At 58.8% G+C, this 21,383-nt stretch carries 20 protein-coding genes and 1 rRNA gene; 8 read left to right on the top strand and 13 right to left on the bottom strand.

Going from position 1 to position 21,383, the window contains the following annotated elements:
- A 16S ribosomal RNA gene (locus tag J9788_RS22960) occupies positions 1 to 598 on the bottom strand; the annotation flags it as partial.
- A gap of 391 nt (positions 599 to 989) precedes the next feature.
- Positions 990 to 1,553 (bottom strand): D-glycero-beta-D-manno-heptose 1,7-bisphosphate 7-phosphatase, encoded by a 564-nt coding sequence (gmhB, locus tag J9788_RS22955; protein ID WP_046899076.1) that lies wholly within the window; start codon positions 1,551 to 1,553, stop codon positions 990 to 992.
- Positions 1,554 to 1,748: 195 nt separating this feature from the next.
- Here gmhB and metN point away from each other — a divergent pair, with 195 nt between their 5' ends.
- The 6 genes from metN (at position 1,749) to proS (ending at position 7,335) form a co-directional block, all read left to right on the top strand.
- The gene (gene metN / locus J9788_RS22950; RefSeq protein WP_004932012.1) at positions 1,749 to 2,780 is read left to right on the top strand and encodes a methionine ABC transporter ATP-binding protein MetN; all 1,032 of its coding nucleotides are present in this window, start codon (positions 1,749 to 1,751) and stop codon (positions 2,778 to 2,780) included.
- On the top strand, positions 2,773 to 3,426 hold the full coding sequence (locus tag J9788_RS22945; protein WP_004932010.1) for a methionine ABC transporter permease MetI: 654 nt from the start codon (positions 2,773 to 2,775) through the stop codon (positions 3,424 to 3,426). The genes metN and J9788_RS22945 overlap by 8 nt, the downstream gene beginning before the upstream one ends.
- 39 nt (positions 3,427 to 3,465) lie before the next feature.
- The gene (locus tag J9788_RS22940; protein WP_033644900.1) at positions 3,466 to 4,281 is read left to right on the top strand and encodes a MetQ/NlpA family lipoprotein; all 816 of its coding nucleotides are present in this window, start codon (positions 3,466 to 3,468) and stop codon (positions 4,279 to 4,281) included.
- 114 nt (positions 4,282 to 4,395) lie between these two features.
- Complete coding sequence (gene rcsF / locus J9788_RS22935) at positions 4,396 to 4,800, top strand: Rcs stress response system protein RcsF (RefSeq protein WP_025304011.1); 405 nt, start codon at positions 4,396 to 4,398, stop codon at positions 4,798 to 4,800.
- Positions 4,797 to 5,504, top strand: coding sequence for a tRNA (N6-threonylcarbamoyladenosine(37)-N6)-methyltransferase TrmO (gene tsaA / locus J9788_RS22930; protein WP_046899075.1), 708 nt, complete (start codon positions 4,797 to 4,799; stop codon positions 5,502 to 5,504). The genes rcsF and tsaA overlap by 4 nt, the downstream gene beginning before the upstream one ends.
- A gap of 112 nt (positions 5,505 to 5,616) precedes the next feature.
- Positions 5,617 to 7,335 carry a proline--tRNA ligase gene (proS, locus tag J9788_RS22925; RefSeq protein ID WP_033644896.1) on the top strand — a complete coding sequence of 573 codons (1,719 nt, stop codon included), beginning with the start codon at positions 5,617 to 5,619 and terminating at the stop codon, positions 7,333 to 7,335.
- Between the two features lie 68 nt (positions 7,336 to 7,403).
- Here the strand turns inward: proS and nlpE are convergent, their stop codons facing one another.
- From nlpE to J9788_RS22910, 3 genes are read right to left on the bottom strand one after another with little or no spacing between them, the layout of a single operon-like run.
- Positions 7,404 to 8,087, bottom strand: coding sequence for an envelope stress response activation lipoprotein NlpE (gene nlpE / locus J9788_RS22920; protein ID WP_060660320.1), 684 nt, complete (start codon positions 8,085 to 8,087; stop codon positions 7,404 to 7,406).
- Positions 8,088 to 8,116: 29 nt separating this feature from the next.
- Positions 8,117 to 8,530: an alternative ribosome rescue aminoacyl-tRNA hydrolase ArfB gene (gene arfB / locus J9788_RS22915; protein ID WP_060660319.1), complete on the bottom strand. Its 414-nt coding sequence runs from the start codon at positions 8,528 to 8,530 to the stop codon at positions 8,117 to 8,119.
- 3 nt (positions 8,531 to 8,533) lie between these two features.
- Positions 8,534 to 9,082: a YaeQ family protein gene (locus J9788_RS22910; protein ID WP_182265789.1), complete on the bottom strand. Its 549-nt coding sequence runs from the start codon at positions 9,080 to 9,082 to the stop codon at positions 8,534 to 8,536.
- Between the two features lie 213 nt (positions 9,083 to 9,295).
- Between J9788_RS22910 and J9788_RS22905 the strand changes: the two genes are divergently transcribed.
- Both J9788_RS22905 and rof read left to right on the top strand, forming a co-directional pair.
- A complete protein-coding gene (locus J9788_RS22905; protein WP_033652508.1) occupies positions 9,296 to 9,496 on the top strand; it encodes a YaeP family protein in 201 nt (66 codons plus the stop codon).
- Positions 9,483 to 9,746: a Rho-binding antiterminator gene (gene rof, locus J9788_RS22900; RefSeq protein WP_004931991.1), complete on the top strand. Its 264-nt coding sequence runs from the start codon at positions 9,483 to 9,485 to the stop codon at positions 9,744 to 9,746. The genes J9788_RS22905 and rof overlap by 14 nt, the downstream gene beginning before the upstream one ends.
- A gap of 52 nt (positions 9,747 to 9,798) precedes the next feature.
- Here the strand turns inward: rof and J9788_RS22895 are convergent, their stop codons facing one another.
- The 8 genes from J9788_RS22895 to J9788_RS22860 all read right to left on the bottom strand — a co-directional run bounded on the left by J9788_RS22895 (position 9,799) and on the right by J9788_RS22860 (position 21,249).
- Complete coding sequence (locus J9788_RS22895) at positions 9,799 to 10,113, bottom strand: c-type cytochrome (protein WP_025304017.1); 315 nt, start codon at positions 10,111 to 10,113, stop codon at positions 9,799 to 9,801.
- A complete protein-coding gene (gene tilS / locus J9788_RS22890; protein ID WP_046899072.1) occupies positions 10,113 to 11,444 on the bottom strand; it encodes a tRNA lysidine(34) synthetase TilS in 1,332 nt (443 codons plus the stop codon). The genes J9788_RS22895 and tilS overlap by 1 nt, the downstream gene beginning before the upstream one ends.
- A gap of 56 nt (positions 11,445 to 11,500) precedes the next feature.
- Positions 11,501 to 12,946: a dipeptide permease DtpD gene (gene dtpD, locus J9788_RS22885; protein WP_060660317.1), complete on the bottom strand. Its 1,446-nt coding sequence runs from the start codon at positions 12,944 to 12,946 to the stop codon at positions 11,501 to 11,503.
- A gap of 68 nt (positions 12,947 to 13,014) precedes the next feature.
- Positions 13,015 to 15,153 (bottom strand): lysine decarboxylase CadA, encoded by a 2,139-nt coding sequence (cadA, locus tag J9788_RS22880; RefSeq protein WP_033635725.1) that lies wholly within the window; start codon positions 15,151 to 15,153, stop codon positions 13,015 to 13,017.
- A 95-nt stretch (positions 15,154 to 15,248) separates the two neighbouring features.
- Complete coding sequence (gene cadB / locus J9788_RS22875) at positions 15,249 to 16,592, bottom strand: cadaverine/lysine antiporter (protein WP_033644886.1); 1,344 nt, start codon at positions 16,590 to 16,592, stop codon at positions 15,249 to 15,251.
- A 369-nt stretch (positions 16,593 to 16,961) separates the two neighbouring features.
- A complete protein-coding gene (gene cadC, locus J9788_RS22870) occupies positions 16,962 to 18,518 on the bottom strand; it encodes a lysine decarboxylation/transport transcriptional activator CadC (protein WP_046899069.1) in 1,557 nt (518 codons plus the stop codon).
- Positions 18,519 to 18,607: 89 nt separating this feature from the next.
- Positions 18,608 to 18,997, bottom strand: coding sequence for a VOC family protein (locus tag J9788_RS22865; RefSeq protein ID WP_046899068.1), 390 nt, complete (start codon positions 18,995 to 18,997; stop codon positions 18,608 to 18,610).
- Positions 18,998 to 19,104: 107 nt separating this feature from the next.
- Positions 19,105 to 21,249: a lysine decarboxylase LdcC gene (locus J9788_RS22860; RefSeq protein ID WP_042785262.1), complete on the bottom strand. Its 2,145-nt coding sequence runs from the start codon at positions 21,247 to 21,249 to the stop codon at positions 19,105 to 19,107.
- Between the last annotated feature and the right edge of the window lie 134 nt (positions 21,250 to 21,383).

Genomic DNA, 21,383 nt, shown 5'->3' with positions numbered 1-21,383 from the left:
ACTTAACAAACCGCCTGCGTGCGCTTTACGCCCAGTAATTCCGATTAACGCTTGCACCCTCCGTATTACCGCGGCTGCTGGCACGGAGTTAGCCGGTGCTTCTTCTGCGAGTAACGTCAATTGATGAACGTATTAAGTTCACCACCTTCCTCCTCGCTGAAAGTGCTTTACAACCCGAAGGCCTTCTTCACACACGCGGCATGGCTGCATCAGGCTTGCGCCCATTGTGCAATATTCCCCACTGCTGCCTCCCGTAGGAGTCTGGACCGTGTCTCAGTTCCAGTGTGGCTGGTCATCCTCTCAGACCAGCTAGGGATCGTCGCCTAGGTGAGCCATTACCCCACCTACTAGCTAATCCCATCTGGGCACATCTGATGGCAAGAGGCCCGAAGGTCCCCCTCTTTGGTCTTGCGACGTTATGCGGTATTAGCTACCGTTTCCAGTAGTTATCCCCCTCCATCAGGCAGTTTCCCAGACATTACTCACCCGTCCGCCGCTCGTCACCCGGGGAGCAAGCTCCCCTGTGCTACCGCTCGACTTGCATGTGTTAAGCCTGCCGCCAGCGTTCAATCTGAGCCATGATCAAACTCTTCAATTAAAAGCTTGATTTGCTTCCACTCGAGAAGCGATGCTCAAAGATTTACTGCATGAATTTTACTTCAGTTAGTCACTCTTCAAGACTTGATATTTTTTGCATCCGAAGATGCTGGATATCGTCTTGTGGAGTGCCCACACAGATTGTCTGATAAATTGTTAAAGAGCAGTGAGTTAGGCGCTTTCGCTTGCTAACTCGAGGTGGCGTATATTACGCTTTCCTCTTTCAGAGTCAACCCTAATTTTCAGGATTTTTTCTCTTTCTTCCCGGCCGCTGTGTGAAGTGAATCACTTGCGCCGTGTCGATGGAGGCGCATTATAGGGAGCCGGTTCAGAATGACAAGCGTTAATATGCATTTTTTATCTGACCGCTCACTATTCATTCGTAACGCCTATTAAACCCGCTTTTTGATGGCTGCCGGCAGGTCCGCCAGGCTGTTTAGCACCCAATCGGCCAGCTTTTCGCCCTGCTCCGTCACCGGCTTGCCGGTACGCACCAGCACCTTGGTGCCGACGCCGGCCGCGATCGCCGCCTGCATGTCTTCCGGTTTATCGCCCACCATATAAGAAGCGGCCATATCGATGTTCAATTCCTGCTGCGCTTGCAGCAACATGCCCGGCTGCGGCTTACGGCAGTCGCACACCTGGCGATACTCTTCTACTGCCGCCTCCGGATGATGCGGGCAGAAATAGATGCCGTCGAAGTCGACGTCGCGATCCGCCAGCGACCAGTCCATCCACTCGGTCAGGTACATAAACTGCTCTTCGCTGAACTTGCCGCGCGCAATGCCGGACTGGTTGGTCACCATCACCAGCGCGAAGCCCATCTTTTTGAGTTCGCGACAGGCGTCAATCACGCCGTCGATAAAGTGGAAGTTGTCGATTTCATGGACATAGCCATGGTCAACATTAATCGTGCCGTCACGATCGAGAAAAATTGCTGGAACGCTTTGTGTCACCGCTTTGCTCCTGAGGGCCTGTATACGCTGACAGTATCGCATGTTTTACCCCACGCTGAGAACGCCGGAGAACGTCGTTGGTCGTTGGTCGTTGACTTAGACGTCTAGACGCCTTAACATCTGAGCCATACCTTGGTTCCACGCCGAGGTTTACTTTTATCTAGCCACGGGCAACCACGCTAAAATAAGAAGAATATGATTAAACTTTCTAACATCACTAAAGTGTTCCAGCAGGGTTCTCGCACTATTACCGCGCTCTCTGACGTGACCCTTCACGTTCCTGCCGGGCAAATCTATGGCGTCATCGGTTCCTCCGGCGCCGGTAAAAGCACGCTGATCCGCTGCGCCAACATGCTTGAGCGCCCCACCTCCGGCCAGGTGCTGGTCGATGGCCAGGATCTGACGTCTCTGTCGGAAAGCGAACTGACGCGCGCCCGTCGCCAAATCGGCATGATCTTCCAGCACTTCAACCTGCTCTCTTCCCGCACGGTGTTCGGCAACGTGGCGCTGCCGCTGGAGCTGGACAATACGCCGCGCGCAGAGATCAAAAAACGCGTGACTGAACTGCTGGAGCTGGTCGGCCTGGCGGACAAGCACGACGCCTACCCGGCCAACCTGTCCGGCGGCCAGAAACAGCGTGTGGCGATCGCGCGCGCGCTGGCCAGCAACCCTAAAGTGCTGCTGTGCGACGAGGCCACCAGCGCGCTGGATCCGGCCACCACCCGTTCCATCCTGGAACTGCTGAAAGACATCAACCGCCGTCTGGGCCTGACCATTCTGCTGATCACCCATGAAATGGACGTGGTGAAACGCATCTGCGACCAGGTCGCGGTCATCAGCCAGGGGCAGCTGATCGAAAAAGACAGCGTCAGCGAAGTGTTCTCGCACCCGAAAACGCCGCTGGCCCAACAGTTCATTCAGTCCACGCTGCATCTGGATATCCCGGACGACTACGCCGCGCGCCTGTCGCCGGAGCGTCAGGGCGACCGTCAGCCGCTGCTGCGCCTGGAGTTCACCGGCCAGTCGGTCGATGCGCCGCTGCTGTCTGAAGCCGCTCGCCGCTTCAACGTGAACAACAACATTATCAGCGCCCAGATGGATTATGCCGGCGGCGTGAAATTCGGCGTGATGCTGGCGGAGCTGCACGGCAGCGACGAAGACGCGCTGGCGACGATTAAGTTCCTGCAAGAAAATCAGGTAAAAGTAGAGGTTCTGGGTTATGTCTGAGGCAATGATGTGGTTGATGGCGCGTGGCGTGTGGGAAACCGTCATGATGACCTTTGTCTCCGGCTTTTTCGGTTTCGTGCTCGGCCTGCCGGTAGGCGTGCTGCTGTATGTCACCCGCCCGGGGCAGATCATCGCCAACAATTCGCTGTATAAGATCCTGTCCGGGCTGGTGAACATCTTCCGTTCCATCCCGTTCATTATCCTGCTGGTTTGGATGATTCCGTTTACCCGCATGATCGTCGGCACCTCGATCGGCCTGCAAGCGGCGATCGTGCCGCTGACCGTCGGCGCCGCGCCGTTCATCGCGCGCATGGTGGAAAACGCCCTGCTGGAGATCCCGTCCGGTCTGGTGGAAGCGGCGCGCGCCATGGGCGCCACGCCGATGCAGATCATCAAGAAAGTGCTGCTGCCGGAGGCCCTGCCGGGCCTGGTCAACGCCGCGACCATCACCCTGATCACCCTGGTGGGCTACTCCGCCATGGGCGGCGCGGTCGGCGCCGGCGGCCTGGGCCAAATCGGTTACCAATACGGTTATATCGGTTATAACGCCACAGTTATGAATACCGTATTAGTATTACTGGTAGTTTTGGTTTATCTGATCCAATTCTGCGGCGATCGCATCGTCAAAGCCGTTACCCATAAATAGTTTCACAGCATATTAATGCGAGTCTAATGAGGAAGGGATATGTCGTTAACATTTAAATCCATCGCGACAATTGGCGCACTGATCGGCACTCTGGCTCTGGCGGGCTGCGGCCAGGATGAAAAGAATCCAAACCACATCAAGGTCGGCGTGATCGTCGGTGCAGAGCAGCAAGTCGCCGAAGTGGCGCAGAAAGTGGCGAAAGAGAAATACGGTCTGGACGTTGAGCTGGTCACCTTCAACGACTACGTGCTGCCTAACGAAGCGCTGAGCAAAGGCGATATCGATCTGAACGCCTTCCAGCACAAACCTTATCTGGATCAGCAGATCAAAGATCGCGGCTACAAGCTGGTGCCGGTCGGCAACACCTTTGTTTACCCGATCGCCGGTTACTCCAAGAAAATCAAATCGCTGGACGAACTGAAAGAAGGTTCGCAGATCGCGCTGCCTAACGATCCGACCAACCTGGGCCGTTCGCTGCTGCTGCTGCAGAAAGTCGGTCTGATCAAACTGAAAGACGGCGTTGGCCTGCTGCCGACCGTGCTGGACGTGACCGAGAACCCAAAAAACCTGAAATTGGTTGAGCTGGAAGCCCCTCAGCTGCCGCGGTCTCTGGACGATCAGCAGATCGCGCTGGCGGTGATCAACACCACCTACGCCAGCCAGATCGGCCTGACGCCGGCGAAAGACGGTCTGTTTGTGGAAGATAAAGACTCGCCTTACGTCAACCTGCTGGTTGCGCGCGAAGATAACAAAGACGCGGAAAACGTGAAGAAATTCGTTCAGGCCTACCAGTCTGACGAAGTTGACGCCGCCGCCAACAAAATCTTCAACGGCGGTGCCGTGAAAGGCTGGTAAGCGCTTATTCACCAATTTTATTCCTATAATTGCAAGACGGGCCAAGGCCCGTCTTGTTATTTCCGCCATAGATTGCTTCAATAGCGCCACTTTCATTAAGGCAGAGGAATCTCAATGCGTGTTTTACCTCTCTGTTTGTTAGCGCTCGCGCTGGCCGGATGTTCATCGCAACGTATCGCGCCATCCTCAACAAACAGCACCAGCAAGCCGACCACGACCGCCCCGGCCAAGACCACGCCGGCCGCCCGCCCCGCTCCGGTAAAACTGTATAAAAGTGCAGAAGAACTCGTGGGTAAACCGTTCCGCGATCTGGGTGAAGTGTCCGGCGAATCGTGCCAAACCACCGTACAAGACTCCCCACCGAATCTGGCTACCGCCCGTAAACGCATGCAAATCCGTGCGTCTTACATGAAGGCCAACGCCGTGCTGCTGCACGACTGCCAGATTGTCAGCGGCGTCGCCGGTTGTTACCAGCAGGCCGTTTGCCAGGGCTCGGCGCTTAACGTCTCGTCTAAATGACCGAATTCGTTTTCGAGCAGATCGGCGTGATCCGCTCGCCGTATAAAGAGAAATTCGCCGTGCCCCGCCAACCGGGGCTGGTCGAAGACGGTGGCGGCGAACTGCTGCTGCTGCCGCCCTATAACCAGGCGGAAGCGGTTCGCGGTCTCAGCGATTTCAGCCATCTGTGGGTGATGTTCATTTTCCATCAAACCATGGAAGGCGGCTGGCGCCCGACGGTACGCCCACCGCGTTTAGGCGGCAATGCCCGCATGGGCGTGTTCGCCACCCGCTCCACCTTCCGCCCGAACCCGCTCGGCATGTCGCTCATTGAGCTCAAAGGCGTACGGGTGAAAAACGGGGAAGTGGCGCTGGAACTGGGCAGCCTCGATCTGGTCGACGGCACCCCGGTGGTGGACATCAAGCCTTATCTGCCGTTCGCCGAGAGCCAACCGCAGGCCCGCGCCGGCTTTGCCCAGGCCGCGCCCGCCGGCGATATGCCGGTGCGTTTCGCGCCGCAGGCGGAACAACAGCTGCAGCAACATCAGGCGCGCTACCCGCAATTAAGGCGTTTTATCAGCCAGGTGCTGGCACAGGACCCCCGTCCCGCCTATCGTAAAGGAGAGGACGTCGAACGGGATTACGCCGTCTGGCTGCTGGATTTCAACGTGCGCTGGCACGTCGTCGCCGGCCACACCGAAGTGCTGTCGCTCGACCCGCGTTAAAATTCCGCCGCCTCTCTTTTGGCGACCCGCTCGCGCTGGTAAACTAAATCACTTTTTGGCCGCCACTCTGGCAGCCCGATGCAATTTGCAGTTCTAACGGAACCAAAACACCATGCGTACTAGCCAATATCTGCTCTCCACTCTGAAGGAGACACCTGCCGACGCCGAAGTGATCAGCCACCAGCTGATGCTGCGCGCCGGGATGATCCGCAAGCTGGCCTCCGGTCTTTACACCTGGCTGCCGACCGGCCTGCGCGTTCTGAAAAAGGTTGAAAACATCGTTCGCGAAGAAATGAACAATGCTAACGCGATCGAAGTGTCCATGCCGGTGGTTCAACCTGCCGACCTGTGGCAGGAAAGCGGCCGTTGGGAGCAATACGGCCCCGAGCTGCTGCGCTTCGTCGACCGCGGCGACCGTCCTTTCGTGCTGGGCCCGACGCATGAAGAAGTGATCACCGATCTGATCCGCAACGAGATCAGCTCGTACAAGCAGCTGCCGCTGAACTTCTTCCAGATCCAGACCAAGTTCCGTGATGAAGTGCGCCCACGTTTCGGCGTGATGCGTTCCCGTGAGTTCCTGATGAAGGATGCCTACTCCTTCCATACCTCACAGGAGTCTCTGCAGGAGACTTACGACGCGATGTACGAAGCGTACAGCAAAATCTTCAGCCGCATGGGCCTGGATTTCCGCCCGGTGCAGGCCGATACCGGCTCGATCGGCGGCAGCGCGTCGCACGAATTCCAGGTGCTGGCAGACAGCGGTGAAGACGATATCGTGTTCTCCACCGGTTCCGACTTCGCCGCCAACATCGAGCTGGCGGAAGCGGTCGCTCCGGCAGCGCCGCGCGCGGCGGCCAGCGAAGAGCTGCGCCTGGTGGATACGCCAAACGCCAAAACCATCGCCGAACTGGTCGAGCAATTCCAGCTGCCGGTGGAAAAAACCGTGAAGACGCTGATGGTGCGCGCCACCGAAGAGAGCGGCCATAAACTGGTCGCCCTGCTGGTGCGCGGCGATCACGAGCTGAACGAAATCAAGGCCGAAAAGCTGGCGCAGGTTGCCGCGCCGCTGACCTTCGCCACCGAAGAAGAGATCCGCGCTATCGTCGGCGCCGGCCCGGGTTCCCTCGGCCCGGTCAAGCTGCAGATGCCGGTGGTTGCCGACCGCAGCGTGGCGGCGATGAGCGACTTTGGCGCCGGCGCCAACGTCGACGGCAAACACTACTTCGGCATCAACTGGGAGCGCGATCTGCCGCTGCCGCAGGTGGCCGACATCCGTAACGTGGTGGAAGGTGACGCCAGCCCGGACGGTCAGGGCACGCTGCTGATCAAACGCGGCATCGAAGTGGGCCATATCTTCCAGCTCGGCACCAAGTACTCGGAAGCGATGAAAGCGACCGTGCAGGGTGAAGACGGCCGCAACCAGGTGCTGACCATGGGTTGCTACGGCATCGGGGTGACGCGCGTCGTGGCCGCCGCCATCGAGCAGAACCATGACGAACGCGGCATCATCTGGCCGGACGCCATCGCGCCGTTCCAGGTCGCTATTCTGCCGATGAACATGCACAAGTCATTCCGCGTGCAGGCGCTGGCGGAAGAGCTGTACAACACCCTGCGCTCCCACGGTATCGATGTGATCCTCGATGACCGCAAAGAGCGTCCGGGCGTGATGTTCGCGGATATGGAACTGATCGGCGTGCCGCACTCTATCGTTATCGGCGACCGTAACCTCGATAACGAAGAGATCGAGTACAAAAACCGCCGCGTCGGCGAGAAGCAAATGATCAAAACCGGCGAAATCGTTGATTTCCTGCTGGGCCAGATCAAACGCTAAACACCGAGCGTCAGCGAATAAAAAACCCGCCTAGGCGGGTTTTTTTATGTCCATGGGGACAGGGGAAGTTAGTTGTTGCTGCAGCTTTTACTGCGGTCGAACGCGATTTTGCCGTCCGGCACCACCGCCTTCTCTATCTGCCCCTCTTCCATCGACGGCTGCACGCTGAAGTGCGCGTTGAAAGTCAGAAACACCGGCTCACCGGCATTCTTATTGGCTTTGGCGTAACCTTGCTCCAGCGCGATGTTGTTATCCACCGGGAACGTAATGCCGGTGGCGCAATCTTTGAACACCGCCGCGTCGGCCATATAGGTGTAGCTGCCTTTCATCACCATCGGCGTTTTAGGCAATGGCTTCTCGACCGGCTCCAGACGATAATTCAGCTTGGAGGCGATCGGCGCGCCGCTGCGATCCAGCATCTCAAGGCTCTTGCCCACCGGGCGGAAGTAGCGTTTTTCTCCGGTGCTGTCAGTCAGCACCAGCTTATCCGCGGTGCGTGCCCATTTGCCGTAGTCGGCGAAGGTCTGATCGCCGTCTTTGGTGCCGCGATAGGTTTCCTGCAGCACAAAGGTGCCGTCCTCATCCAGGAATAGCGCCGTATCCAGCCCGCCGCAATCGGCGCAAGGCAACACCCCTTGATAACTCTGCGGCATCGCCTGCAGCGGTTGTTCCTTCGGTTGATAATGATTGTTGCATCCCAACAACGAGAGTGCGCCTGCCGCCAAGAACAGGGCTACCGTAATTTTCTTCACAGTTATTCTCCTACTGTGTTCATGTATTCCTAAGTGCGAACCTTGCCACGCAGCGCCTTAGTGGCGCCCTTACGCGCCTTGCCTTCCAAACGGCGCAATTTTGCCCCTTTGGTCGGCTTGGTCGCCTTGCGCGTTTTTTCCACCACCATCGCCTGCTGAATCAGCGCGACCAATCTGGCCAACGCCGCTTCGCGATTCAATTCCTGACTGCGATACTCTTGCGCCTTGATAATCACTACGCCATCAGCGGTAATGAGATGATGATTCAGCGCCAGCAGCCTTTCCTTATAATACTCTGGCAGGCTGGATGCCCGGATGTCAAAGCGCAAATGGATCGCCGTTGAGGTTTTGTTCACGTGCTGGCCACCCGCGCCCTGCGCGCGGATCGCCGTCAATTCCAGCTCATTATCCGGTATGGCGACGTTTCTTGACAGTTCCAGCACCGGTCACACCTGTGCCTGCTGCCACTCGGCAAACTGGATTTCCAGACTATTCTGAGCATCAGACAGCCAAATAGTTCCCTCCTGCAGCGTTGCCTGCAGCGTCATGGTGCGGCTGACCAGCGCCGTCAGGCGCGCCAGCTGTTCGTCATCGAGGAAGCGCACGCTCAGGTTCTTGTAGCCGGCCACTTTTCCCTGCATCGCCTGCCACCAAACGTGCGCGGCGCGCTCGCCGTAAGCGTACAAGACCACGCGCGGCGACTGGTTGCAGGCCTTGCGGATGCGTTTCTCGTCGGGCAATCCCATCTCGATCCACATTTCCAGCCCGTTGTGGTCGTTGCGCTGCCAGATCTCCGGCTCGTCGTCAGCGCTCAGCCCTTTGGTGAACACCAGCCGCTCGTCGGCATGACAGATCCAGGCCAACAGGCGCAGCATCATGCGCTGCTCATTTTCGGACGGGTGCTGCGCCAGCGTCAGCGTGGCGTCGTGGTAGAAGTGACGATCCATATCAGCAATATTGACCGCGGCTTTATAAATGGTTGCTTTCAGCGCCATGGGTGACCTCGTTATTATCCGGCGACAGTGTACTTGATCAGGGCCAAACCCCGCCAGCGCGGCCAGGCTGCGGCAGTGCGAAAGGCATGCCGGGGTGCTGATAACTCCATAACAGCTGTGCTATAGTCGTCTAGGATAGGATAAAACTCCGAGAGCCTGCGCCTCATCGCGATAGTAGTCTTGATGATGCAGAGGTTCTTAAGGGAGGAAACTGTGCAACAATACTGTGAGTTAGTACGCCGTACTTACGCCGAGATTGGCAGTGGAGATCTTGGCTACGTGCCTGATGCGCTGGCTTGTGCGTTAAAGGCATTGGACGATGTCGCAGCGAACCACGCGCTACCGTCCTCCGTTAGGGAACAGGCGGCCTTTGCCGCCGCTAACTTATTGGTGAGCGACTATGTTGATGAATGATGAGTACCAACCCATCAATTGCGATGACTACGACAACCTGGAACTCGCCTGTCAGCATAAACTTATTCTGAAGCTGGAGTTACGCGACGGAGAAGTGATCGAGGCCAAGGCGATCGACCTGCTGCAAAAGAAACGCGTTGAGTATCTGACCATCGAACAGAACGGCCAGCAGCGCGACCTGCGTCTGGACCATATCAGCAGTTTCAGTCATCCGGAAATCGGTACCGTGGTCGTCAGCCTGTCGGACTGAACGCAGCGGTAACCCCATCCCAACAGGGCAGCCCAACGGCTGCCCTCGTCATTTAGGGCTTCAGGCTGGCGTAATAAGCCGCCAGATCGGCGATATCGTCATCCGACAATCCCGACACATAGGCTTTCATCACCTCGGCCTGGCCGCCGTTGCGTTCCCCTTTCTTGTACGCCTGCAACGCGTGCTGCAGGTACATGGCGTTCTGCCCGGCCAGATTCGGGTACATCGGCACCGTCACCTTGCCCTGCGCGCCGTGGCAGGCCGCGCACGCGGCGGCTTTGGCCTGACCGGCGGCCGCATCCCCCGCCGCCAACGCCGGCAGGCTGAACAGGCCGGCGGCCAACAGCGCGATTTCCACAAACTTCATCATTGCTCCTCACGATTATGATTTTTTTCCCAGCGCAGCCGCCACGGGCGTTCGCCTTCCGGCACCTGCCCCGCCTCACAGACGAATACGCCCAGCGCGGCGATCAGCTGCTCATCATAATAAATCAACGGGATGCGTTCACGCTGCCAGGGAGGAATACCCAGCTCCTGCCACAGTTTTTTTATCGGCCGCGAATGGGCGCGCCCCACGATGCGCACCGCGCCCTGTACACCGCCGAAACGAATGCTAATCTGCTGCGATGGCAGCGGCGCGCGCAGCGCCAGATCGCCCTCACCGGCAACCAACTGCCCCAGCCCGTCCGGCAACGTCAGTGGCTGGTCAGGCTGCCAGGGCAGATGCACATCGCGCAGCGCCGCCAGCGGCGGCAACAGGTGCAATCGGCCTCGGAAACGGCGGATCTGATAGGCGCCGAGCTGCAGCTGCGGTTCGGCATCTTCCCGGCTGAGCGCCACCTCATCCCACAGACGCTGCAACTGCTCACGCGCCGGCATGGTGACGTTGAACAATGCGATCCAGCGCCGCAACAGAGCGAAGCGCCGCACCGGCGAACAGGCCGTCAAACCGTCGATCGCCAATGAGCGATCCGCCGCCAACAGGCTTTGCAGCGGTTCCGCCAGCAGCTCGTCCAACAATTGTTCCTGTTCGGCGCACAGGCTGGCGCTGCGCGCCACCGCCGAGGCGAAGTGCGGCCAACGTTGATTGAGCTGTGGCAACACCTGCAACCGCAGGAAATTGCGATCGAAGCGCGTGTCCTGATTGCTGTCGTCGTCTATCCAGGCCAAGCCGTGGCGCTGCGCGTAATTTTCCAGCGTTTGACGCGAGCAGCCCAGCAACGGCCGCAACAGCAGGTGCTCGCCCAGCGTGGCGCGCGCCGCCATCGCCGACAACCCCGCCGGCCCGCTGCCGCGCTTGAGCGCCAACAGGAATGTTTCACTTTGATCGTCGAGGTGTTGGGCGGTGAGCAGCGCTTCCCCCTCCGTCAGCGCGGCGCTGAAGGCGGCATAGCGCGCCGCACGCGCCGCCGCTTCGATGCCGCCCTGACGGGCATCCACCTGCACGTGCGTCACCGTCAGCGGGATCCGCCACTCGGCGCACCGGCTGCGGCAATGCTCAACCCAACGGTCGGCAAAGGCGCTCAGGCCATGATGCACGTGCAACGCGCGCAGCTGCAGCGCCGGACGTTGGCGGCGCAACGCCGCCAGCAGATGCAGCAGCACGCTGGAATCCAGGCCGCCGCTGAACGCCACCAGCAGCCGCTGCTGCGAGCCCAGCTGGTCCGCCACCTGCGTCGTTAATTGATCAGTATCCATCGGTAGGCTTTGTTACTTCTACGTAGCTGCACGTTAACCCCGCCTACCGCCATCAATCAAGCATTAACCGTCCGGGCCTGGCGTCGCGTCAGCAGCCACCAGCCGCCCAGCACCGCGATCACCGCCAGCGCACATCCGGCCGCTCCCCAGCCGATCTGGGCGAAAATGCGGCCATACGCCTGCATCGCCGCCCCTTCGATGTGGTCCTCGGCGGTCTGATTGGCGATAATGCCCGCCAGATAGTTGGCGATCGAACCGGTCGCCAACATATAGATGCCGGTCAACACGCCGGTGGCGCCGGGGATATTCAGCCGGGTGATCTGCGCCATCGCCACCGGATCGATAAACAGTTCGGCAAAGCCCATCACCGCCAAACCGGCGATCATCAGCCCCATCGATCCCGGCCCGTGCAGCCGCGTATTGAGCGCCATCAGCGTAAAGCCGACACCGATCAACAGCAGACCGAAGGCGAACTTGCACCAGATGCGCAGCGTGCGATCGCCATCGCCGCTCGCCAGCCAGGCCAGCGCCACGCCGCCCAGCATCACCGCGCAGGCGTTAACCGACTGGAACAGCGCGGTCGGCACCGTCCAGCCGAACCAGCGCCGGTCAACGAAATGATCGATAAACAGGCTGATGGAACTGCCGCCCTGCTGGGCAAAAGCCCAGAACAGCGTGCCCAGCAGCATCAGTACGATGATCTGCCACAGCCCCCGCCGCTGGCCGGCGTCCGCGCGCAGCATAATGCGCGCCACCAGCGCCACCGCCGCCACGCACACCAACCCGAGCAAATAGCCGGCCCAGCCGCGTTCAAACAGCAGCGTGAAGAACAGCGGCGACGCCAGCAGCGCCGCCAGCAGCCATCCCCAGTGCGGCAGGCCCAGGCTCCTGGCGCGCATCAGCGGTGCATTCACGCCGCGCGTGTGGCGAAAATGGCGTCCGCCAAGCAAAAAAATCACCAGACCGGCGAACATGCCGATCCCGGCCAACGCAAAGCCGACGTGCCAGCCATAGCGCTCGGCCGCCAACCCGCAGGCGATCGGCGCCAGAATAGATCCGACGTTGCCGGCGGCGTACAGCAGCGAGAAGCCCCCTTCACGGCGCGAGTCCTGCGCCGGATACAGCTCGCCCAGCAGGCAGCTGATATTGGATTTGAACAGGCCGTAGCCGCAAATGATGATCGCCAGCGCCAGATAGAGCGACTGGGCGGAGACCGCGCTCAGGCCAAGCACGATATGTCCCAGGGTCATCAGCGCCGCGCCGGCGATCACCGCGACGCGGTTGCCCAGCAGGCGGTCGGCGAGCCAGCCGCCAAGAATAGGAGTGACGTAAACTAACGAAGCGTAAGCGCTGTAGAGATCGATGGCGTGGCTGTCGGTATAGCCGAGTTGGTGGGTCAGATAGAGGATCAATAACGCACGCATGCCGTAAAAGCTGAAATATTCCCAAATTTGTATCGCTACGACATAGTAGATTGCGCGCGGCTGTGAGGGTGTTTTCATGGTGGTCTCCCATCAGTCGGTGAACGACAAAGGGGAAGCGCGAGCGCCTCCCCTCTTATTGGCTGCGGTTATTTCGCCTTCAGCACTTTCACCCGATAACGTCCGTCCGCCTGGCGATAGGCGCCGTGAATGTCGGTTTCAAAGCCTGGATAATGCGCGCCGATTTCGCACAGCATCTGCAGGAACTCCAGCACCGGCCGGCTCTCTTCGGTCAGCATCTCGCCCGGCATCACCAGCGGCACGCCCGGCGGGTATGGGAGGATCATGTTGGCGTTGACCTTACCGACCATCTCTTCCAGATAGACCTCTTCCACTTCGCCGTGCAGCTCTTTCTGGAACGCCTGGTACGGATTCATCACCATGGTTGGCAGCACTTCGAACGCGCGGTACATCAGGTCCGGCAGGTTGTGTTGCTCCACCAGGCGGTGAATGTTCTGCGCCAGATCCTGAATGCGCATGTTTTCATAGAAATCAGGCGCTTCCTGATACAGCGAAGGCAGCATGTTTTTCACCCGCAGGTTCAGATCGAACGAGCGTTTGAAGTCGGTCATCGCGCGCAGCAGGCTGAGCGCCTTGGTTTTATCGATGCCGATGCTGAACAAGAACAGCAGATTGTACGGCCCGGTTTTCTCGACGATGATACCGCGTTCGTCGAGGTATTTCGCCACGATGCTGGCCGGGATGCCGAACGGCTGCATCTCGCCTTCCTTGCTCATCCCCGGGGTCAGAATGGTGACCTTGATCGGGTCCAGATACATGTGTTCGTTATCGATGTTCTTGAAGCCGTGCCAGGCGCTGTCGGAGCGCAGCGGCCAGCATTCCGGCTCATCGATATGCTCCGGCTGCCAGACGTCGAAGAACCAGCCGTCGGACTCGACTTTCAGGCGTTTGATCTCTTTGCGGAACTTGATCGCGCGCTCGATAGAGCCGTTGATCAGGCGCTTGCCGGCGTTGCCTTTCATCATCGCCGCGGCGGTTTCGGTCGACGCCACGATGCCATAGTGCGGTGAAGTGGTGGTGTGCATCATGTAGGCTTCGTTGAAGGTCTCTTCGTTGATATCGCCCTTCACATGAATCATCGACGCCTGCGAGAAGGCCGCCAGCAGTTTGTGGGTGGACTGGGTTTCGTAGATCACCTTGCCCTCCACGCGGCCGCCGCTCATGCCGCACTTGCCTTTATAGATCGGATGGAAGTTGGTGTAAGGCACCCAGGCGGAGTCGAAATGGATCGACTTCACGTCCAGAGTGTTCTTGATAAAGTCGGTGTTGTACAGCAGGCCGTCATAGGTGGAGTTGGTGATCACCGCGTGCACCGGCCAGGTGGCGTTCGGGGTTTCCTTCACGCGTTTGGCTATGGTGGCGCGCTGGAACTCGCTCTGCGGAATGCCGCCGAGGATGCCGTAGGCATTGCGGGTCGGGCGGAAGTAGATCGGCGTGATGTCGCTCATCATCATCAGGTGAGTCAGCGACTTGTGGCAGTTACGGTCAATCAGCACCGTGCTGCCCGCCGGCGCCGAATACATACCGACGATCTTGTTGGCGGTGGAGGTGCCGTTGGTGACCATGTAGCTGCGTTCGGCGTTGAACACGCGGGAAATGTACTCTTCCGCCTCTTTGTGCGGGCCGGAGTGATCCAGCAGCGACCCCAGTTCGGACACCGAAATCGAGATATCCGACTTCATGGTGTTCGGGCCAAAGAAATCGTAGAACAGGCTGCCCACCGGGCTCTTCTGGAACGCGGTGCCGCCCATGTGGCCCGGCGTACAGAAGGTGTATTTGCCTTCGCGCACGTATTTGAACAGCGCCTTGGTCAACGGCGGCAGGATGGTGTCGATATACTCGTCGGTATTCTGTTTGATCTTGGCGGCGATGTCGGTTGCCGCGCCGAGCGCATATTCGAAGAAGCGCACCTGCATGCGCAGATCGTTCAGGCTGACGTCCAACGTGGAATAGGTGTTGGCGAATGCGTACAGCGGCATGTATTCGTTCAGCTGGCTGATCTCTTCGCACAGCTCCAGATTGTATTTGTCCCAGTCGAAGATCACCCCGCACAGACGGGCGTTGTTCTCGATCAGTTTCAGCAGGTCTTCGCGATCGTTAGGGTAAACGATGCGGAAATCCAGACTTTCCAGCGCCTGATGCAGTTCACGGATAGGCTCTTCTTTGAAGTAGACACCCATGTGATTCATGATAGCGATAACGTTCATATGCATTTCTCCTGGCAAAGCAAGCCCCTTCCCGTCGCGGCTGACAGGTCGGAAAGAAAGGGGCTGGGTAAATTCAGTCGGTCAGCGGACGCGAATCAGTGCGCTTTGGCCGTGGTGTTTTCATCGACCGCCGCTGCATTGGCAGCCTGGCGGGTATTCATTTTCCGGGCGTAGAACATCAGGATAATCAGGCTGATGATAAAGGTGCCGGACAGTTCGAAAGAGTTGGCGCCCATCAGCGCGATGAAGCAGAAGCCGCAGCCGCACACCGAAGCGATCAGGCTCAGCAGGTTGCGCACGTTGACCCCTTCGAAGCGGATCAGGTCTACGCAGGAGTAGAAGTAAGGCAGCATGGTCAGCAGCACCGCGATGCCGGTCAGCTCGCCGAACAGATCGGAAGCCTTGCCGCCGGCGGAGCTCATCAGGGTGATCAGCACCATCAGCGCGGTCATTTTGCAGCTCGCGAGCAGCAGGCCTTTTTTCGGAATGCCGTTTTTATCCAGCTCGCCGTACACTTTCGGGAAGTTGCCGTCGTTGGCGGCGCGCACCCCGGCCTGGCCGACCAGCATCATCCATGACCCGAGCGAGGTCAGGCAGGCAAAGGCGGTGAACGCGGAAACCATCGGTGCCGCCCAGTTGCCCATAATCGCCGAGGCGCTGATGGCGAACGGCGCGCCGCTGGCGGCCATTTCAGACGCCGGGAACATGCCGCTGATCACCTGGGTGGCGGCGATGTAGATGATGCCCGCCAAACCGGTGCCAAGCATGGTCGCCAGCGGCACGGTGCGTTTCGGGTTTTTCACCATGCCGGTGCTGACCGCCGCGGATTCCACGCCGATGAATGCCCACAGGCACAGCAGGATGCTTTTGATGACCGCATGGCTGTCGGTGGTGCCGGAGGTATTCCAGTTAGCCTGGTAGGTGGCGGCGTCAAACCAGTGCCAGCCGAGGGTGGCGGTTACGATCACCGGGATCAGCACCAGCACCAGGCCCAGGGTGGTCAAGCGGCTGACCCAGGTCCCGCCCAGCATGTTGACGAAGGTGAAGATCCACACGATGGCGATACAGGCGATGCCGGCAGGCACCGGGTTGTTCAACGCCGGGAAGAAGGTGGAGAGATAAGAAACGGCGGTAATGCCGATGGCCAGGTTGCCGATCCAGTTGGCATGGTAATACAGCACGCCGGTCTGGAAGCCGAACGCCGGGGAAATTTCACCGGCGTAGGCGATAGGGCCGCCCTGCTGCGGGTTTTTGGTGGCGAGGCGGGCGTACACGTAGGCCAGCGACATCGCCCCAATAATCGAGATCACCCATCCCCAAATGGCGATGGATCCGAGACTCGCCAGGTTGGCGGGCAATAAGGCAATCCCGCTCCCCATCATATTACCGGCGACGACGCCGGTGCAGGCAATAAGCCCTATTTTCTTGGGTGAAGCCATGGTCAGTTTCTCCTGATTTACGTTTCTTATAAGCCACACCCATAAATAAAATATTTTAATGAGCCGGCTTGATAGTCAGGATGCTAACCATCGGCAGAAATAAAGTCCTAAAGATAAAGTGAGATTACGCTCATGATCATACAAATGATAATCTGAGGTTTTTGATTAACACATCAAGATAAAAAGGTAAGCTAAAGAAAAGATAAACATCTTTTAAAAACAAGACAATAACCAGGTTAATCACAAATAACAAACGGCAGAAAAGGAACGATATTGCGCAGCAAAATAACACAATTGCGCAACATGTCTTCACCAATAAATAACGCCGCCGGAATTCCCTGAGAATAATGGCGGCGTGGTTCTGGTGAATTATTGGCGCCGATAGTTATTTAAATAAGGCACCACGTTGGTCAATGACGTCTGGAATACGCCATTGGTGATCCAATGCAAGGTATCTTCACCGGGGCGCAGGTTGAACGCGGTAATATAAGAATCCGCCGCCAAATGATTCTGCCCCTGCATTTCATACACTTTGCCCAGCAGCACATAATTCAGCCACGACATTTGCAACTCAATCCCCAGCTCGATCGCCCGGTGCGCATCGTCAATGCGTCCCTGCGCCAGCGCATCAACCGCCAGAACTTGCTGCACGATCGGCGTATTTTTCAATTCGGGGATCGTCGCCAGATGGCTGATATCGGCGCGCAATTGCGCCAGCCCCTGGCTGTCGAACGGTTGATAAGAGTTGCGCAGCACATCCACCAGCGCTTTTTCCGCCAGCAGGTAGTGGAAATTCGGCGCGCTTTTAATCAGCTCGCTCAGCTGCGCGCTGGCGCGGGTCAACGAATCGGCGTCGCCGTGGATCAACAATTGATGCGCCTGGTAGAAGCGCTGCAGCAGCGGCCCGTTGTCCGGCAGCAGCTGCGCCAGACGCTGTTCCAGCTGCGGCGGCCAGGGCTGTTTCAGCGCGGCGGACAGGCTGGAGAGGAAGTCGCTTTGGATCTTCAGTTGGTTATCGGCGGTGATGAAGTAACGCTTGTCCAGCATGACTGAGCTGTCGGCATTATCCACCAGCCGCACGGACAGGAAACACTGCTGGGCGCGGTAGTGGCGCTGATTGACGAACTCGATATACAGCGACTTGCCCGAATTGCTGGGGCCGGAATAGTTGTAATTGGTTTGGTCGTGCACCAGGAAGGTCGAGTAGGTGTTGAGCGAATCGGTGATCAGCTCGCTGACGCCCACCACATAGGAGAGCTGCGGCATCCAGTTGCTGCAGCTCTCGCCGCCCTGGATGCGGATATCGATATCGCGCGGATTGAGCAGCACCGGCATGCTCGATACCGGCACGCGCTGCGACAGCGTGGCGATGCCGACAAACGCCACGCAGACGCTGAGCGCCGCCAGAAACGCCAGCCACACCCAAAACGTCGAGCGGCGATAAAAGCGCGGCTGCTTTTCGCCGGGCGCGGCAGCCGGCGTTCGGGTCCGGCTCGGCGGCACGTACGGCGTATCGTCTTCATCATCGCTGCCGTCTTCCGGCTCATGCATGATCACCGCAATCTGCGGCGCCGGCGCAGGGACGGGCTGCGACTCCCCGTCTTCACACCAGATCACTGAAGCCGCCAACTTATACCCGCGCTTAGGCACGGTGATAATGTACTCCGGACTGTCGCTGTCGCCGTCTTTCAGGTATTTGCGCAGTTCTGAAATGCATTGGGTCACCACGTGATTAGTGACGATATTGCGCTTCCAAACGCTATCAATCAGCTCGTCGCGGCTCAGCACCACATCGGGGTGCCGGGCAAAATAGCACAGCATGTCGATCAGGCGCGGTTCCAGCGTTTTCTGGCGGCCGTCACGGCTGATGGTATTGTCGGCAGGGGTAACCAGCCACTCCCCGACGCGAAAAGCAGGCTCTTGCATGGCGGAAATAACTCTGTAGGCATGTGGGGCAAGGGCGCGATCATAGCATAATCGCCCCCGGCTGTGGCCGCCGGGAGGCGATTAAGCCGTTAACTCTCGTATAATTCTAACGGTAAACCATCGGGATCGCTGAAAAAGGTAAAACGGGATTGAGTATAAGGATCGACGCGTACCGGTTCGCAGGCGACGCCGGCCGCCTGCAGATGGACGATGGCCTGGTCGATATCGTCAACGCTGAACGCCAGATGGCGCAGGCCGCAAGCCTCCGGGCGGCTGACGCGGGCCGGCGGCGAAGGGAAAGAAAACAGCTCGAGGGTGTATTGCCCGTTGAGCGCCAGATCCGCTTTCCAGGAGTCACGCTCCTCGCGGTAAACTTCACTCAGCAGGGTAAAACCGAGAATGTCGCAATAGAAATGCTTACTGGCGGCGTAGTCCGCGCCAATGATCGCGATGTGATGCACCTGACGTAATGCCAGCATAGAAACCCTCTCCTGTTCATTCTGATGGTGCACGGTATCCGGCGGCGATGAGGCCGTCAATGAGGAAGCCCGGCGCATCTTTCCAAACCGCCGGGCGCATTATGGCCTTATGGCTGTGGGGCTTTCAGCACCTTCACCAGATAGCGTCCGTCCTCCGTCAGCTTGGCGCCGTGGATGTCGGTTTCAAAACCGGGATAGCGCTCGCCGATAGAGCACAGCATCAGCAGGAAATCGAGCACCGCCCGGCTCTCTTCGGTGATCATTTCCCCCGGCATCACCAGCGGCACGCCTGGCGGATAAGGCAGGATCATATTGGCCGCCACTTTGCCCACCAACTGATCCAGCTCGCAGGTTTCCACATTGCCGCGCACCTGCTCCTGGAACATCTGGTGCGGCGTCAGCTTCATTTCCGGCAGCACGTCAAACGCCCGCTGCATCAGGCGCGGCAGATCGTGTTGGCAGATCAGGCGATGAATACCGGCGGCCAGATCCTGGATGCGCATATGGCGATAGAAATCCGGATCCTCGGCGTACAGATCCGGCAGCATGTTCTTCACCCGCAGGTTGAGATCGTAGGCTCGCTTGAAGTCGGTCAGGCCGCGCAGCAGGCTCATCGCCTTGGTTTTATCGATGCCGATGCTGAACAGGAACAGCAGGTTGTACGGCCCGGTCTTCTCCACCACGATGCCGCGCTCGTCGAGGTACTTCGCCACCAGCGCCGCCGGGATCCCCTCTTCCTCCAGCGCCCCCAGCTCATTCATGCCCGGCGTCAGGATCGTCACCTTGATCGGATCGAGATACATATGATCGCGATCGGTCTGGCCGAAACCGTGCCAGTTATCGTCCGGATCCAGCGGCCAGCACTGCGCTTCATCGATCTCTTCCGGCTGCCAGATATCGAAGAACCAGCTGTCGCTTTCCTCGCGCAGCCGCTGCACTTCACGGCGAAAATGCAGCGCGCGCTCCACCGAACGGTTGATCAAGCGGCGCCCCGGATTGCCGCGCAGCATGGCGGCGGCGGTTTCCATCGACGCCACGATGCCGTAGTGCGGCGAAGTGGTGGTGTGCATCATGTAGGCTTCGTTGAAGGTGCTCTCGTCGTAGTCACCCTTGATATGAATCATCGAGGCCTGCGAGAAGGCCGCCAACAGCTTGTGGGTGGATTGGGTTTCGTAGAAAACCTTGCCGGGCACCCGATCGCCGCTCATGCCGCTCTTGCCGTCGTAAATCGGATGGAAGTTGGTGTAAGGCACCCAGGCGGAGTCGAAGTGGATCGATGGCACCTCCAGCGTCTGCTTGATGTAGTCGGTGTTGTACAGCAGGCCGTCATAGGTGGAATTGGTGATCACCGCATGCACCGGCCAGGTGGCGTTCGGGGTCTCCTGCACCCGGGCGGCGATGCTGGCGCGGGTAAACTCGCGCTGCGGAATACCGCCGAGGATACCGTAGGCGTTGCGCAGCGGGCGCAGATAGATCGGCACAATATCGCTCATCATCAGCAGGTGACACAGCGATTTGTGGCAGTTGCGGTCGATCAGCACCGTGCTGCCCGCCGGCGCCGAATACATGCCGACGATCTTGTTGGCGGTGGAGGTGCCGTTGGTGACCAGATAGCTCTGCTCGGCATTGAAGGTGCGCGCGATGTACTCTTCGGCCTCCAAATGCGGGCCGGTGTGATCCAGCAGCGACCCGAGCTCGGTGACCGAAATCGAGATGTCGGCCTTCAGGGTATTGGCGCCGAAGAAGTCATAGAACAGGCAGCCCACCGGGCTTTTCTGGAACGCGGTGCCGGCCATGTGGCCCGGCGTGCAAAAGGTATACTTGCCTTCGCGCACGTAGTTGAACAGCGCCTTGGTCAGCGGCGGCGTAATGGTGTCGATGTATTCCGCCGTGTACTGCTGGATGCGCTGCGCGATATCGTCCGCCGCATTCAGGCCATACTCGAAGAAATAGAGCACCATGCGCATTTCATGCAGGCTGACGTCGAAGGTGGAGTGGGTATTGATAAAGGCGTACAGCGGCAGGTATTCGTTTAGCTCGTTGATCTCGCTGCACAGCTCCAGGCTGTAATCGTCCCAGTCGAAGATCACGCCGCAGATGCGGGCATTGGCTTCGATCAGCTTCAGCAGGTCACCGCTGTTTTTGGGGTACACCAGCTGGAACCCCATCGCGCCCAGCGCCGCGTGGAGCTCGCGGATCGGCTCATCTTTGTAGTAGACGCCCGTCGGGCCCATGATGGCGATGATATTCATCGGCAGCTCCTGTCAGTTAACGGCTAAACCCCTATCACAACACGAAATATCGGTATGAACAACCGCCTATCGGGGGAACGAAAGCCTTGCCCGTTCCGCTCGTTGCCAAACATTCGCTCGCGGGGGTAATATCA

Origin of the sequence: Serratia sp. X10, from assembly GCF_017811775.1 — a bacterium.
Classification (GTDB): Bacteria; Pseudomonadota; Gammaproteobacteria; order Enterobacterales; family Enterobacteriaceae; genus Serratia; species Serratia ureilytica.
The sequence above is the reverse complement of the archived record's forward strand: the minus strand, read 5'-3'. Positions and strand labels throughout refer to the sequence as shown.